Below are 14,381 nucleotides of genomic sequence, written 5' to 3' on the forward strand. Positions count from 1 at the left end.
CGCACCAGGAGAGGGCAGTCGACGGCGTCCGGTCAAGAGGTCGTCAAGAGCGTCAAGAGGTGGGCGCGACCGGCAGGAGGGCGTCCGAGAGGGCGGAGTTGAAGCGGGTGAGCAGGTCGCAGAAGGTGTCCCGCTCGTCCTCTGTCCAGGTCTGCGTGATGAGTGCCATCAGCTCGCGCCGTGAGGCCCGTACCTCGTCGAGGCGTGCCTTGCCGCGCGGGGACAGCTGGAGGACGACGGCGCGGCCGTCCTCGGGGTGCGAAGTGCGCTTGACGAGGCCGGTGTCGACCAGCGGCGCCACCTGGCGGGTGACGGTCGAGGAGTCGATGCCCATGCCCGCGGCGAGCGCCTTGACGCCCATCGGGCCTTCCTGGTCGAGGCGGTTGAGCAGCAGATAGGCGGCGCGGTCCATGGAGTTGCGGACCTGGCCTACACCGCCGAGCCGGGTCTGTTCGGCGCGGCGGGCGAAGACGGCCACCTGGTGCTGGAGGGCGTCGAGGACGCCTGGGGCGAGGTCGGTCGTCATGTCCGAAGGGGTGGGCATGGCCTGGGGCTCACTTCGTGCGGCGGGCAGGGAATCGCTGAGGATTGGGGGACAGAGTACGCGGCCGGAAGGGCGCCCGTACGGGGCCTTGGCAAACCGCTCGGTATGCGGCGCTTGCGTGGTCCCGTACGCCTCGCCGTACGCCGTGCCGGTATGTCGCGCTGTATCCCTCCTGCGGCGGTCGTCACAGGTGCGAGCTGCGAGACTGGGCGGCATGGCTGCACGAGTTGGTGACGAGGACGGCCGCGCGGCGTCCCCCAAGTCCGACGTATCCGCCCTGCCGGGGGCGCTTCCGCCGATGTCCGGCACGTCCTTGCCCATGGTCACGCTCGACGAGGTGCGCGACGCCCAGAAGATGCTCTCCGGGGTGGCCCGGACGACCGTGCTGGAGGGCAGTCGTTTCCTGTCCGGGCTGGTCGGGGCGCCGGTCCACCTGAAGTGCGAGAACCTCCAGCGGACCGGCTCCTTCAAGGTGCGCGGCGCGTACGCGCGTATCGCGGGGCTCTCCGAACAGGAGCGCGCGGCAGGCGTGGTGGCCGCCAGCGCGGGCAACCATGCGCAGGGCGTGGCCCTGGCCGCCGCGCTCCTGGGCGTGCGCTCCACGGTGTTCATGCCGGAGGGCGCGCCCCTGCCGAAGGTCGCGGCGACCCGGGAGTACGGCGCGGAGGTGCGGCTGTACGGGCAGATCGTCGACGAGACGATGCGGGCGGCGCAGGACTACGCGCGGGCGACCGGCGCGGTTTTCATCCACCCCTTCGACCACCCGGACGTCATCGCGGGCCAGGGCACGGTGGGCCTGGAGATCCTGGAGCAGTGCCCCGAGGTCCGCACGATCGTGGTGGGCATCGGCGGCGGCGGGCTGGCCGCGGGCATCGCGGTGGCAGTGAAGGCGCTGCGGCCCGACGTACGGATCGTGGGCGTGCAGGCGGCGGGCGCCGCCGCCTACCCGCCCTCGCTGGCCGAAGGCCACCCGGTCTCCGTCGAGGCGCCGGTGACGATGGCGGACGGCATCAAGGTGGGCCGCCCCGGCGAGGTGCCGTTCCGGATCGTCCAGGAGCTGGTGGACGAGGTCCGTACGGTCTCCGAGGACGAGCTGTCCAGCGCGCTGCTGCTCTGCCTGGAGCGGGCGAAGCTGGTGGTGGAGCCGGCCGGGGCGAGCCCGGTGGCGGCGCTGCTTTCGGACCCCGGCTCGTTCGAGGGGCCGGTGGTCGCGGTGCTCTCCGGCGGCAATGTGGACCCGCTGCTGATGCAGCGCATCCTGCGGCACGGCATGGCGGCCGCGGGCCGCTATCTGTCGCTGCGGCTGCGGCTGACGGACCGGCCCGGCGCGCTGGCCGCGCTCCTGGAGGTGCTCTCGGAGGTCGACGCCAACGTCCTCGACGTGAGCCATGTGCGGACCGACCCGCGGCTGGGGCTCACCGAGGCGGAGGTGGAGTTGCATTTGGAGACCAAGGGACCGGAGCACTGTTCCGAGGTGGCAGCCGCCTTGCGGGACGCGGGATATCTGGTCATGGATTGATCCGGTGAGGAGGTTCATTCACAGGGCGGAATGACTACCGCGAACGTAAAATCGCGTAATACGTCATCCAAACGGGGAGAACCTCCATGCCAGGCGCTATTTTTGCCGAAGGCCTGGTCAAGACTTTCGGCGATGTCAGGGCTCTGGACGGCGTCGATCTCGACGTACCGGAAGGAACCGTTCTAGGACTGCTCGGCCCCAACGGCGCCGGCAAGACCACCGCCGTACGCGTGCTCACCACCCTCATCAAGCCGGACCGGGGAACGGCTGTGGTGGCGGGCATCGACGTACTGAAGAAACCCAATGAGGTCCGCCGCGCCATCGGGCTTTCCGGTCAATTCGCCGCCGTCGACGAATATCTGACGGGCCGTGAGAATCTGCGGATGGTGGGCCAGCTCTATCAGATGAGCGCGCGTGATGCGAAAGCGCGTGCTGGTGAATTGCTGGAGCGCTTCCATCTCGGCGATGCCGCCGACCGTATGGCCAAGACGTATTCCGGTGGCATGCGCCGCCGTCTCGACCTCGCCGCGGCCCTGGTGGTCAGCCCGCCCGTGATGTTCATGGACGAACCGACCACCGGCCTCGACCCGCGCAACCGGCAGCAGCTGTGGGAGGTCATCCAGGAGCTCGTCGCCGGCGGCACGACCCTGCTGCTCACCACGCAGTATCTGGAGGAGGCCGACCACCTCGCGCACGACATCGCGGTGGTCGACCACGGCCGGGTCATCGCGCGCGGCACCTCCGACGAGCTCAAGGCCCGCACGGGCGGCGAGCGCGTCGAGGTCGTCGTGCACGCGGCCGAGCACATCGGCGTCGCCGACGAGGTGCTGCGCGGCTTCGGCAAGGGCGCCGCCAAGATCGAGGCACACACCCGCAAGGTCACCGTCCCGGTCTCCGGCGGCGCGAAGCTGCTCGCCGAGGTCATCAGAGAGCTCGACGGGCGGGGCATCGAGATCGACGACATCGCGCTGCGCCGTCCGACGCTGGACGACGTCTTCATCTCGCTCACCGGGCACGCCGCCGTGTCCGAGGAGGAGCAGGACAGGAAGGAGGCGGCCTCGTGAGCACCCTCAGCGGCGCCGCTGCCAGGACCGTGACACCCGGGGCACTCGGGGGCGTCGGCCAGTCCGTACGCGACTCCCTGGTCGTCGCCAGGCGCAATCTGATCCGCATGGCGCGGATCCCGGAAGTGGTCATCTTCGGGCTGATCCAGCCGATCATGTTCGTCGTGCTGTTCAGCTACGTCTTCGGCGGCTCGATCGCCGTGGGCGGCAACACCGACCCCTCGGCCTACCGCCAGTTCCTGATGGCGGGCATCTTCGCCCAGACCGTCACCTTCGCCACGGCGGGTGCGGGCGCGGGCATCGCGGACGACATGCACAAGGGCCTCATCGACCGCTTCCGCTCCCTGCCCATGGCGCGCGGGGCCGTCCTCACCGGCCGTACGCTCGCCGATCTGGTGCAGACGGCGCTGACGCTGGTGGTGCTGGCGATCGTCGCGGTGATCGTGGGATGGCGGACGCACGCGGGCATCCCCGAGGCGGTGGCGGGCTTCGCCCTGCTGCTCCTGCTCGGGTACGCCTTCTCCTGGATCGGCGCCCTGATCGGGCTGTCCGTGCGCACCCCGGAGGCGGCCACCTCGGGCGGGCTGATCTGGCTCTTCCCGCTGACCTTCATCTCGAACGCGTTCGTGCCGTCCGACAACATGCCGACGGTGCTGCGCGTCATCGCCGAGTGGAACCCCTTCAGCGCGACCGTACAGGCGGCCAGGCGGCTCTTCGGCAATCTGCCGGACGGCTATCCGGTGCCGGCCGCGTGGCCGATGCAGCACCCGGTGTGGGCCTCGCTGATCTGGTCGGTGGTGATCGTCGTGGTCTTCCGGACGCTGTCGGTGCGGAAGTACCGCTCGGCGACGGGCTGAGGTCCTGCCCGGCCGGGGGCTGCCCGTCCGAGCTCACGGCCCGCCCGAGGCCATGGGCCGCCGGAGGTCATGGCCCGCCCGAGGCCATGGGCGGGGTCCTGCCCGCCTGAGGCCCGGCCCGCCTGAGGCCATGGCCCGAGCGGCTCGTGGCCGTGAGACGTGCTCGTGGCCATGAAACGCCGAAGAGCCCCGGATCCGAGGATCCGGGGCTCTTCGGGCGGGCTCAGCCCTGGTACGGCTTGGCGTCCAGGATGCGGACCTTGGCCTTGCGGCCGTTGGGCAGTTCGTACTCCGCGTCGGCGCCGATCTTCTTGCCGTTCACGCCGGTGCCCAGCGGGGACTGCGGGGAGTAGGTCTCGATGTCCGAGCTCGCGTACTCCCGGGAGGCCAGCAGGAAGTCCAGCGTGTCGTCCGGGTCGCCGTCGAAGGCGATGGTGACGACCATGCCGGGGGCGACCATGCCGTCCGCCGCGGGCGCCTCGCCGACCTTGGCGTTCTCCAGCAGCTGGGTGAGCTGGCGGACACGGAGCTCCTGCTTGCCCTGCTCCTCCTTGGCCGCGTGGTAACCGCCGTTCTCTCGCAGGTCACCCTCCTCGCGGGCCGCCGCGATCTTCATCGCGATCTCGGTGCGAGCGGGACCAGACAGGTACTCCAGCTCGGCCTTGAGCTGGTCGTACGCCTCCTGAGTCAGCCAGGTGACGTTGTCGCTGGTCTGGGTCACAGGTGCTCCTCGTCGGTACTGGGGAAAAACTTGGGGATACATCGGGGATACAAATGAACGCCCTACTCAGAAGGGTGCACCTTCAAAGGTGGGCGAAACCACGAGCCTAACAATTAGGTCGGGAAAGGGGGAAGAAGCTGCGGGGAGAAACCGCGCAAGAAACGCGTCAACGCAGGTCAGAGCCGTGACGTCCGGCCACCGGCGGCCAGCGGTCGTGTCCCGGCCCCGCGGCGCGAGGCGATCTTGGCCCCGCGAGGCGACCGGCTCCGGGGCGGTCGGCCGCGGCGCTACTTGGCCGTGCAGCCCTCGAGCTCGGTCGCGGCCGCGTGCTGGGTGGTCCGCATCGTGACCCGCTCGGTGAAGTGCTCCTCCTTGCGGTCCATCCGGACATCCATCCGGCCGACCTCGGAGCCGTCGCTGCCCAGCGAACGCAGGGTGCACACGCCCACGTCGTTCTTGCCCTTACGGACCTCCAGCACCGCCTGCACGGTGGTGTCCGACATCGGCTTGGAGCGGATCAGCTGCGCGGAGACGTCCGTCTTGGTGACGTAATGCACACCGAACCAGATGAGCAGCCCGGCCAGCGCCACGCCGAGCACCGTGCCGACGATCTTGAGCTGGCGGTCCGCACGCCGGTCGGCCGACCGGCCGTAACGGCCATCGGGGAGGCCCTCGCGCGCCGCAGCCATGGTCTTCCTCCTGCCCGGGGACCGGCTCCGTCGACCGGAATGAAACGTCTCCCTCTTCGGTCACTATAGGAGGCGCCCCGAAACACCGATAAGACGGGCCATGACCAGTGACTGAGGATCAAGCCTTGACTGAGCAGCTGCGACTGATGGCCGTGCACGCCCACCCCGACGACGAGTCGAGCAAGGGCGCGGCCACGATGGCCAAGTACGTGTCCGAGGGGGTGGACGTGCTGGTCGCGACCTGCACGGGTGGTGAGCGCGGCTCCATCCTCAACCCCAAGCTCCAGGGTGACCCCTATATCGAGGAGCACATCCACGAGGTGCGCGCCAAGGAGATGGACGAGGCGCGCGACATCCTCGGCGTGAAGCAGGAGTGGCTGGGCTTCGTGGACTCCGGGCTGCCCGAGGGCGACCCGCTGCCCCCGCTGCCCGAGGGCTGCTTCGCGCTCCAGGACGTCGACGAGGCGGCCGGCGCGCTCGTGAAGCTGATCCGTGAGTTCCGCCCGCACGTGATCACCACGTACGACGAGAACGGCGGCTATCCGCACCCCGACCACATCATGACCCACAAGATCTCGATGGTGGCCTTCGAGGCGGCGGGCGACCCCGAGCGCTACCCCGAGGCCGGCGAGCCCTGGCAGCCGCTGAAGCTCTACTACAACCAGGGCTTCAACCGGCCGCGCACCCTCGCACTCCATGAGGCGCTGCTGGCGCGGGGCCTGGAGTCCCCGTACGGGGAGTGGCTGGAGCGGTGGCACAAGATGGGCCGCGAGCGGACCCTGACCACCTATGTGCCCTGCGGAGACTTCTTCGAGATCCGCGACAAGGCGCTGATCGCGCACGCCACGCAGATCGACCCCGACGGCGGCTGGTTCCGGGTGCCGCTGGACCTCCAGCGGGAGGTCTGGCCCACCGAGGAATACGAACTGGCGAAGTCTCTCGTCGGAACATCCCTCCCCGAGGACGACCTCTTCGCGGGCATCCGCAACAATTGACCCCATGATGAGCGCGACTGTCTCCCTCGCCGCCACCCACCTCGTGCCGTTCGCCGCTGAAGATCTTGACAAGAACAAGGTCACCCCCGGCGTGCTCGGCTTCATCGTCTTCGCTCTCCTCGGCGCCGCCGTGTGGATGCTGATGAAGAGCATGAACAAGCACATGAAGAAGGTCGCCTTCGAGGAGATCCCGGAGGGCGCGACCGCGATGGCGGCGGCCCCGGCCTCCGCCTCGGCCCCGGCGGTCCGCGGTGGCGGGAAGAGCGGCGGCAAGGGCGGCGACGCCACCGAGGGCTGACGGTCAGCTGTCACGGGACAGCACCGCCATGACCTCCCGGGCACGGCGGCCCGGCACCATGCCGAGCCGCCATGCCTGCCATCCCGCTTCCGGCTCGACACCGCGCTCCAGCAGCAGGGCGAACGCCTCCGCGCAGTCCTCCAGCGCCGGGTCCGTCGCCCAGTCCGCGGCGCGCAGCTCCCGCCGCAGCACCTCCAACTCCTCCTGCGCCACCGCCGCGCCCACCACCGAGCCGCCCGGCGAGGCGAACGGCAGCAGCGTGCACCGCAGGAACCGGGCCCAGGCCGCGCCCCGCCGGTCGCCGTAGCCCGAGAACAGCCGCTCCGCCTCCGCCACCAGCTCCAGCGCGGCACCGGCGCGGCCGTTGCCCGCGTCGACCACGGCCAGCTCCACGCACGACCACGCCTCCCCGTGCGGCACGCCCAGCCGCTGGAAGTCCGCCCGCGCGTCCTGGAAGAGCTGCCGGGCGAAGCCGCTGTTGCGCAGATTGCCCGTCTGGGCCGCCCGCTGGTCACGGGTCAACCGCGCCGCGTGGTGCCGGGCACAGGCCAGGCCATAGGCGTCCCTCATCCGGTTGAACATGGTGCGTGCCCGCTCCAGCGCGCGCAGGCCCGCCGCCCGGTCACCGCTCTCCTCCAGCGACAGGCCCAGGTAATACAGCGACCAGGCTTCGCCGCGGGCGTCCTCGTTCTCCCGGTGCCGCGTCGCCGCGCGGTCCAGCTGCGCCACCGCCGGGCCCGGGTCGCCGGCCACCAGCCGGGCCCGCGCCAGCTGGGTCAGTGCCCACGCCTCACCGCGGCCGTCCTGCGTGCGGCCGTAGAGCTCCTGGGCCTCGCGGAAGTCGGCCTCGGCCCGCTCGACCTGGCCCATCCGCAGCCGCACCTGGCCCAGCTGGAAGTGCGCCCACGCCTGCCCGTGCAGGCTCTCGCTCTCCCGGTGCAGCTCCAGCGACTCGGTCAGCAGCTCCAGCGCCCGCTCTATCCCGCCGCGGTCGCGCTCCACGGCGGCCAGCGCGTGCAGCGTCCACGCCCGGTCGCCGCTCAGCTCCCGGCCACCCTGGAGGGCGAGCGCCTCCCGCAGCTTCTCCGTCGCCTCCCGCAGCTGGCCCTGGTGCTGGAGCGTGACGCCCAGATCGCGCAGGGCCCGCGCGGCGCCCGCCGTGTGCTGGGCGTCGAAATACAGATCCACGACGGACGAGAGCGTCGTACGCGAGGTGTCCAGCTCGCCCAGCTGCCGGGCCGCGATGCCCGTGCGCCACTGCACCGAGCGGACCAGCAGGCCCCGGTCGGCCTCCTGGGTCAGCTCGCTCAGCTCACCCAGGCGATAGAGGTCGCCGCGCAGCAGGCAGTAGTCGCACAGCGCGCCCAGCAGATGCAGCACCGCCGCCTGGTCGACGCCCTCGGTGTGCCGCAGGGCCGCCGTGATGAAGCTCGACTCGTCGTCCAGCCAGCGCAGCGCCGCGTCCAGCGAGGTGAAGCCGTGCCCGCCGGCCGCGCCCTTGACGAACATGTCGGCACGCGTGGAGGTCTTGCCGTCCACCATCCGGATCACGGAATCCGCCAGCTCGGCATAGCTGCGGATCAGCCGCTCCTGCGCCGCGCTCAGCTCGGCCGGCCCCTCCTCCTCGTGCAGCCGCGTGTGGGCGAAGGACCGCACCAGGTCATGCATCCGATACCGGCCGGCGCGGACCTGCTCGATCAGGCCCGCGCGGGCCAGGGCCGCCAGCTCGCGCCCCGCCTCCCGCTCGTCCTGCGCCAGCAGCGCCGCCGCCGCGGCCGCGCCCAGCGAAGCCCGGCCCGCCAGCGCCATCCGGCGCAGCAACTCCCGGGCGCTGTCGCTCTGGTCGATGTAGCGCAGCCACAGCACGCGCTCCACCGGGTCGTCCTGCCCGGACGCCGCGAGCTCCGCGGCCAGCAGATGCGGGGTGCGCCCGCCCAGCGCGGAACCGGCCGCCCGCAGCGCCAGCGGCAGCCCGCCGCACAGCTCGCGCACCTGTGCCAGGCCCTTCTCGTCGTACGGACCGGCCTGCGGCTCCTCGGACACCGCCAGCAGGAGCTCCTCCGCGCCCGCCTCGTCCAGCGGGCCGACCGGCAGCTCGTGCACCCACGCGTCCAGGCCGGGCGGCAGGGCCAGCGGGGTCCGTGCCGTGACCAGGACCAGGCTCTCGGACCGCTGTGGGACCAGGGTGCGGACCTGCTCCGCGTCGGAGGCGTCGTCCAGCACCACCGTCACCGGCAGCCCCGTCAGGTGCTGGTGATAGAGCTCCGAGAGTCGCTTGAGCTGCTGCTCGTGGGAGGACCGCTCGCGGAAGAGCAGCTGGTCCCGGGGCGCGCCGAGCCGGTTGAGCAGGTGCAGCAGCGCGTCCCGCGTCGGCAGCGGCGGCTCCTCGGACTCGCCGCGCAGATCCACCACGCACGCCCCGCGGAACTGATCGCGCAGATGGTGCGCGGCGCGGACCGCGAGCGTGGAGCGCCCCGCGCCCGGCGGCCCGTGCAGCACCACCACCGTCGGCTTGGTCTCCGTGCTCGCCCGCGCCTGGTGCACCCACTGGGCGATCCGCGCGAGGTGGTCACGCCGGCCCGCGAACGGGCCCACCGCTTCCGGGATGTGGTCGAAGGAGTGCTCCAGCACACTGCGCCGCCGGGCGTCCGCGCTGCGGTTCGCGCCGCGCAGCACCGGACCCCGGCCCTTGCCGCCCGCGCCGGGCCGCTCCGTCGCCCTCCCGCCACCGCCCGCGCGCGTCGCCGCCGAGAGCATCCGCTGCTGGTCCAGAAATGGCCGCACCCCGCGCACCTCGACCGCCGTCAGCCACGCCAGCCTCAACTGCTGCGCCCCGCCCGGCTGCCCCCGCAGACCGGCCCGCTGGTGCGCGGCCGGCCAGTGCCCGGCGGTCAGCTTGAGGACCGTGGTCGCCGAGCCCGCCACCGCCACCGTGACGCCCGCGCCCAGCGCCGTGCCCGGCGATGTGCCGTAGCCGAGGTCGGCGACCGCCGCCGCGACCGCGGCCACCGCCGTGACCAGCGCGGGGGTGGCCAGCGCCGAACGCGTGAGACCAGCCGTCAACGGCCGCCGGGCCGCGGCCTCCTCGTCGAGCGCGCGCACATACGCCTCGTACTCCTCGGTGGCCTTGGCCGCTATGGCGTCGAGCTCCATGTGCGCGCGGCGCAGCAGTGCCGCGCCATCGGTGGCCCCGCCGGAATGACGGACCTCCTCCTCCACCATCCGCCCCAGCAGGGCCTCGACTTCCGTACGGTGACTCTCTTTCAGCACGGCCCGCACTCCCGCCATGGTTTCCCCCTCCACCAGCGATCGCTCTGTGCTCAAGTGCTCCGTGACTCAAGTCTTCCGTCTCCGCGAGATTTCCGGCAGCCCTGTGGATAACTCGTCATCGGGCCCACTCGGGGCAGGGCCGGGGACCATGCCGAACTGTCTGGCGCATGACACGTCCCCGCACCTCCTCCAGCCCGCAGCCCGCAGCCCGCAGCCCGCAGCCCGCAGCGCGGAGCCCGCAGCGCGCCGACGCCCCGGTCGGCCGGTGGTCGTGGGCGACCGGGGACGGGCCGGCTTCCTCGCGCCGTCACGCGAGCCGTAAATGGGTCAAATGGCCTTGTGGCAGCGCCGCGTACGCCGGGGCGCCGGGACCTAGGACCTATGTCGGCCGGGCGGGAACCGTGCGAGGCTGAGTCGCGCGATCAACACGTTATCGATCAGGCCGCTCGCGGGCCTGGGCGGTGGCGCCGGTGCTTCCCCGCGTGGCGAGATGCCCTGAAGTGCCGCGTGCCGGTGGACTTTTGGGTGTGCCGTGTGATCAAGCGTGCCGCGTGATCACTGAGGCTTCGGATGCCTCATCGCGACGAACCGCTTTCCGGATGCCGCCCTCTCCGATGAGCGTTCCGCGGCGCCGTCAAGGCCGCCTGCGCCCCGGCGCCCATTCGCCACCCGCCCCGAGGCCCGGTCGCGATAGCAACTGGATCACCGGATTCCCGCAAAAATCAACGGCTGCCCGACACCGGAGCCCGGTCAACCACGCATGAGGTTCTCGGCCGATCATGCTACGGAATCAGCCATTCCGTCCGGCCCGCGATCCATGACGGAGCGTCAGCTGTATTGAGTGAACGTCGAGTTTTGGCAAAGAGTGCTGGTCAACCGATTGCACCAGCGTGTAGCCTGAAGCGGACTCGGGTGGTTTCAGTATGCGTCTCGAGCGCGTCAAGGAGGGCTCCTTCGCCTGGTCCTGAAGCGCTGTTCTGCGGTCGCGCACCGATTCTTCACGGTGTTGCCATTTTCACCTGCGGATAATTTGGTGCGTTAGCACGGGGGGAAGATTGCATTGACGTCCTGCCTATGTATATTTTCCATGGATTCGCTGGATGCCTTTATTCGGCGATACTCCCCATTCGGGGGTCATTGATCCAGCAGTGAAAGTCGATCCACCGGCAGGGTTATGGCTTGGTCGATGCCGGGTTGCGGCTTGACCGGGGGAGGCCGGAAGAGAGGCCGTCGCCCTGGCCGATGTCCCCTGTGACTGGCGGAAGATCGTCGTGGCCGCCACCCTCCAGGGCCTCCGCCCCCTTGCCCGGTTCACGGCAGCCTCCGTCTCTCCCCACCCCTTCTGACGTCCTGCCGGTCCGCACGGCGGGACCGGACGAGACGTCGGTCCCGCCTGTCGTGACCGCCGCCCGTCGGGTGACCCGTCGGCGCTCACCGCTCAGCTCCGGGATGCCGTGTGAATGAAAGCCCTTGGATGTTTTTCTCAGGCTCTTTGAGAGAGGGAAAGAGGAGACAGGACAGCATGGAAGAAGCGCTGGCCATAAAACTCACCGGCCGGGAGTTGGACGTGCTCGGCCTGCTGGCCGGGGGGTTGAGCAACCGGCTCATCGCTCGAAGGCTGGACATCTCGGAGAAGACCGTGAAGAACCACCTCAGCAGCATCTACTTGAAGATCGGCGCTACCGATCGCACTCAGGCCGCGCTCTACGCCCAGCACGCCGGCCTGGCCGACCCCGGGAAAGCGGGTCCGCTCACCACTGCGTGCGCTCCGGTCTGCGACCCCGGTCCCGAGGAGGGCTCGCAGTCGGCGGGCCCCGCCCTCACCACACGCGAGCGGAGCGTACTCCGCCTGCTGTCCCGGGGGTTGAGCAATCGGGTCATCGCTCGAAGGCTGGACATCTCGGAGAAGACCGTGAAGAACCATCTCAGCAGCATCTATTTGAAGATCGGCGCCGCCCACCGCACTCAGGCCGCGCTCTACGCTCAATACGTCGGCCTCGCTTCCTGAGCGGCTCGCCACCGCACTTCTTCTCCGAGAGGATCTCCGCTGTCGGTCGGTGCGCTCGCGACCCCGTGGTCGCGCCGTATTGCCCGCGAGCTTTCCTCCTCGACGAGGAACTCCCGCACCAGCTCGCCCGCCTCGTCCCGGCACTCCTCGAAGTAGGCGTGCCGGGCGCCCGGGAAGAGGTGTGTGCGGGCGCCGGGGATACGGGAGGCGAGCAGTTGGAGGTTGTCCGGCGGGGTGAGCCGGTCCTGGTCGCCGTGGAGGATCAGGGTGGGGGCCGTGATGCCCGGCAGTTCGCTCCACGCGTCGTGCCCGTTACTGGCGATGAGGTGGCCGCGGCGCGCGTGGGCGGGCATCCGCGGGTCGCCGAGAGTGCGGTAGGGGCCGGGGTGCGCGGCTCGCCAGCCGGGGGAGTACATCAGATCGGCCAGCACGCGGCGTACGGCCTCCGGATCCGGCTGTGCGAGGGACCGTCGCACAGCCGCGTCGCGTTCCACGGCGTGCGGACCGCCAGGGGAGGTGCAGCCCAGGACCAGCCGGCGGACCCGCTGCGGGTGGCGGATCGCGACCCACTGCGCGACCCGTCCGCCCATCGAGGTGCCGTACACATCGGCGCGCGCGATACCGAGCGCGTCCAGGACGGCGACGACGTCGTCCGCGAACTGCTCGACCGAGTACGGCCCTTCGGGCTTGTCGCTGTCGCCCGTCCCGCGCGGGTCCAGGGTGACGGTGGAGCGCACGGTGTGGAAGTCCTCGCGCACGCCGTCCCACCAGTGGTGGTCGTTCGCCTGCCCGGCGAGCAGCACCAGCGGCGGCCCCTCGCCGCGGTGCTGGTACGCCAAGGCCGTGCCGTCCTGGGCGCGGGCGAAGGCCGGGACCGGTCGGTCGTGTTCGGTCATCGACGTCCTTCGAACGGGCACACGGGGCGGGTGGGCGGCGCGCGGTGTCATGATTCCTCTTCATGGTAGCCCGAACAGGCGCGCGACATGGGCGTTATCGATGTTCTGCCGATGTTCTGCTGATGTTCTTCCGGTGCTTTTCCGGGCGAGGGCCGCCGCGCCGGATCTGCGGCCGGTGCCTCACATCCGCCAGTCGCCCGCGATCTTCAGCAGGCGGTCGTTCTGCTCGGGAGTGCCGATGGTGATCCGCACCCCCTCGTCGCCGAAGGGGCGCACCATGACTGACGCCGCCGCGCACGCGTCGGTGAACGCCGTCGTGTGCGAACCCAGGCGCACCCAGATGAAGTTGGCCTGGCTGTCGGGAACGCTCCAGCCCGCGGCCCGCAGCGCGTCGGTGACCCGGGCCCGCTCGGCCACCAGGGTCCGCACCCGGTCCAGCAGTTCGGGTTCCGCCTTCAGCGAGGCGCGCGCGGCGGCCTGGGCGAGACCGCTGACGCCGAACGGCACGGTGCAGGCGCGCAGCGCGGCCGCGACCGGCGGGTGCGCGATCGCGTAGCCGACGCGCACGCGTGCCAGCCCGTACGCCTTGGAGAAGGTGCGCAGAACGGCGACGTTGGGGCGGTCGCGGTAGAGCTCGATGCCGTCGGGTACGTCGGTGTCGTCGACGAACTCGCGGTAAGCCTCGTCGAGCACCACCAGCACGTCGTCCGGCACCCGGTCGAGGAAGCGCTCCAGCTCACCGCGGTGTACGGCCGTGCCGGTCGGATTGTTGGGGTTGCACACGATGACCATGCGGGTGCGGTCGGTCACCGCGTCGGCCATGGCCTCCAGGTCGTGCCGCTCGTCACGCAGCGGAATCTGCACCGGGGTGGCCCCGGTGGCCCAGACGAGCATCGGGTACGCCTCGAACGAGCGCCAGGCGAAGAGCACTTCGTCGCCTTCGCCGGCCGCGGCGCACAGCAAGTCCTTGATGAGGCCGAGCGATCCGGTGCCGGGCACGAGGTGCTCCGCGGGCACCGTGAGGGCCGCGGACAGCTCCGCGACCAGTTCGCTGCTCTTCGCGTCGGGGTAGCGGTTGACGCGCTCCAGTTCCTCGCGCATCGAGGCGACGACCGACGGCAGCGGGGGGTAGGGGTTCTCGTTCGACGACAACTTGTCCACCTGGTCGCTGGGCGCGGCCCGGCCCGGGACATAGCGAGGCAGCCCGGAGACGTCGGCGCGCAGCCGGGGGACAGATGCAGAGGGCATGGGGAGAACTTCCTGAACTGGGGAAGCGGACGGTCGTGCGGATACGTCGTTCATCGGGGAGGCCGGGGAGGCCGGGGAGGCCGGGGAGCCCGGGAGTTCCGGAATCCAGGACTCCGGGAGCCGTGTGCCGCGGCGAGGCGCGGGGGGGGGGGGGGGGGGCCCCCCCCCCCCCCGGGGGGGGGGGGGGGGGGGGGGGGGGGGGGCCGGGGGGGGGGGGGCGGCGGCTGCGAGTGGCAGCAGGAAGCCGAGGGCCGCTGCCGCGGTGACCAGGC

At 71.1% G+C, this 14,381-nt stretch carries 12 protein-coding genes; 6 read left to right on the forward strand and 6 right to left on the reverse strand.

Annotated elements, in window-relative coordinates; all coding sequences use genetic code 11:
• Window positions 1-52: 52 nt before the first annotated feature.
• Window positions 53-544: a MarR family winged helix-turn-helix transcriptional regulator gene (locus ACH427_RS31145; RefSeq protein ID WP_398874977.1), complete on the reverse strand. Its 492-nt coding sequence runs from the start codon at window positions 542-544 to the stop codon at window positions 53-55.
• A 298-nt stretch (window positions 545-842) separates the two neighbouring features.
• On the opposite strand from ACH427_RS31145, the gene ilvA reads away from it, so the two are divergent.
• From ilvA to ACH427_RS31160, 3 genes are all read left to right on the forward strand, one after another.
• On the forward strand, window positions 843-2,063 hold the full coding sequence (gene ilvA / locus ACH427_RS31150) for a threonine ammonia-lyase (RefSeq protein ID WP_398874996.1): 1,221 nt from the start codon (window positions 843-845) through the stop codon (window positions 2,061-2,063).
• A gap of 86 nt (window positions 2,064-2,149) precedes the next feature.
• Complete coding sequence (locus tag ACH427_RS31155; protein ID WP_398874979.1) at window positions 2,150-3,127, forward strand: ATP-binding cassette domain-containing protein; 978 nt, start codon at window positions 2,150-2,152, stop codon at window positions 3,125-3,127.
• Window positions 3,124-3,984: an ABC transporter permease gene (locus ACH427_RS31160; RefSeq protein ID WP_398874981.1), complete on the forward strand. Its 861-nt coding sequence runs from the start codon at window positions 3,124-3,126 to the stop codon at window positions 3,982-3,984. Before ACH427_RS31155 ends, ACH427_RS31160 begins: the two co-directional genes overlap by 4 nt.
• 223 nt (window positions 3,985-4,207) lie before the next feature.
• Here ACH427_RS31160 and greA read toward each other — a convergent pair whose 3' ends face one another.
• A complete protein-coding gene (gene greA / locus ACH427_RS31165) occupies window positions 4,208-4,705 on the reverse strand; it encodes a transcription elongation factor GreA (RefSeq protein ID WP_116213613.1) in 498 nt (165 codons plus the stop codon).
• Window positions 4,706-4,992: 287 nt separating this feature from the next.
• Window positions 4,993-5,394 carry a DUF4307 domain-containing protein gene (locus ACH427_RS31170; protein WP_398874984.1) on the reverse strand — a complete coding sequence of 134 codons (402 nt, stop codon included), beginning with the start codon at window positions 5,392-5,394 and terminating at the stop codon, window positions 4,993-4,995.
• Between the two features lie 125 nt (window positions 5,395-5,519).
• Here ACH427_RS31170 and mca point away from each other — a divergent pair, with 125 nt between their 5' ends.
• Entirely contained in the window at window positions 5,520-6,389 is an 870-nt protein-coding gene (gene mca / locus ACH427_RS31175) for a mycothiol conjugate amidase Mca (protein WP_361523039.1), read from the forward strand.
• 4 nt (window positions 6,390-6,393) lie between these two features.
• The gene (locus ACH427_RS31180; RefSeq protein ID WP_398874986.1) at window positions 6,394-6,687 is read left to right on the forward strand and encodes a hypothetical protein; all 294 of its coding nucleotides are present in this window, start codon (window positions 6,394-6,396) and stop codon (window positions 6,685-6,687) included.
• Between the two features lie 3 nt (window positions 6,688-6,690).
• On the opposite strand, the gene ACH427_RS31185 is transcribed toward ACH427_RS31180, so the two are convergent.
• Window positions 6,691-9,975, reverse strand: coding sequence for a tetratricopeptide repeat protein (locus ACH427_RS31185; protein WP_398874998.1), 3,285 nt, complete (start codon window positions 9,973-9,975; stop codon window positions 6,691-6,693).
• 1,504 nt (window positions 9,976-11,479) lie between these two features.
• On the opposite strand from ACH427_RS31185, the gene ACH427_RS31190 reads away from it, so the two are divergent.
• Entirely contained in the window at window positions 11,480-11,965 is a 486-nt protein-coding gene (locus ACH427_RS31190) for a LuxR C-terminal-related transcriptional regulator (RefSeq protein ID WP_398874988.1), read from the forward strand.
• On the opposite strand, the gene ACH427_RS31195 is transcribed toward ACH427_RS31190, so the two are convergent.
• Both ACH427_RS31195 and hisC read right to left on the reverse strand, forming a co-directional pair.
• Entirely contained in the window at window positions 11,941-12,861 is a 921-nt protein-coding gene (locus ACH427_RS31195) for an alpha/beta fold hydrolase (protein WP_398874990.1), read from the reverse strand. The genes ACH427_RS31190 and ACH427_RS31195 overlap by 25 nt on opposite strands.
• 180 nt (window positions 12,862-13,041) lie before the next feature.
• Window positions 13,042-14,109: a histidinol-phosphate transaminase gene (gene hisC, locus ACH427_RS31200; protein WP_398874992.1), complete on the reverse strand. Its 1,068-nt coding sequence runs from the start codon at window positions 14,107-14,109 to the stop codon at window positions 13,042-13,044.
• Window positions 14,110-14,381: the final 272 nt, after the last annotated feature.

It is taken from the genome of Streptomyces sp. NPDC020379 (assembly GCF_044387105.1).
Classification (GTDB): domain Bacteria; phylum Actinomycetota; class Actinomycetes; order Streptomycetales; family Streptomycetaceae; genus Streptomyces.

Bases quoted from the DNA above. Each gene is read 5' to 3' on its own strand.
- ACH427_RS31145 (WP_398874977.1), bottom strand. From the start codon at position 544: ATGCCCACCCCTTCGGACATGACGACCGACCTCGCCCCAGGCGTCCTC.
- ilvA (WP_398874996.1), top strand. From the start codon at position 843: ATGTCCGGCACGTCCTTGCCCATGGTCACGCTCGACGAGGTGCGCGAC.
- ACH427_RS31155 (WP_398874979.1), top strand. From the start codon at position 2,150: ATGCCAGGCGCTATTTTTGCCGAAGGCCTGGTCAAGACTTTCGGCGAT.
- ACH427_RS31170 (WP_398874984.1), bottom strand. From the start codon at position 5,394: ATGGCTGCGGCGCGCGAGGGCCTCCCCGATGGCCGTTACGGCCGGTCG.
- ACH427_RS31180 (WP_398874986.1), top strand. From the start codon at position 6,394: ATGATGAGCGCGACTGTCTCCCTCGCCGCCACCCACCTCGTGCCGTTC.
- ACH427_RS31185 (WP_398874998.1), bottom strand. From the start codon at position 9,975: ATGGCGGGAGTGCGGGCCGTGCTGAAAGAGAGTCACCGTACGGAAGTC.
- ACH427_RS31190 (WP_398874988.1), top strand. From the start codon at position 11,480: ATGGAAGAAGCGCTGGCCATAAAACTCACCGGCCGGGAGTTGGACGTG.
- ACH427_RS31195 (WP_398874990.1), bottom strand. From the start codon at position 12,861: ATGACCGAACACGACCGACCGGTCCCGGCCTTCGCCCGCGCCCAGGAC.
- hisC (WP_398874992.1), bottom strand. From the start codon at position 14,109: ATGCCCTCTGCATCTGTCCCCCGGCTGCGCGCCGACGTCTCCGGGCTG.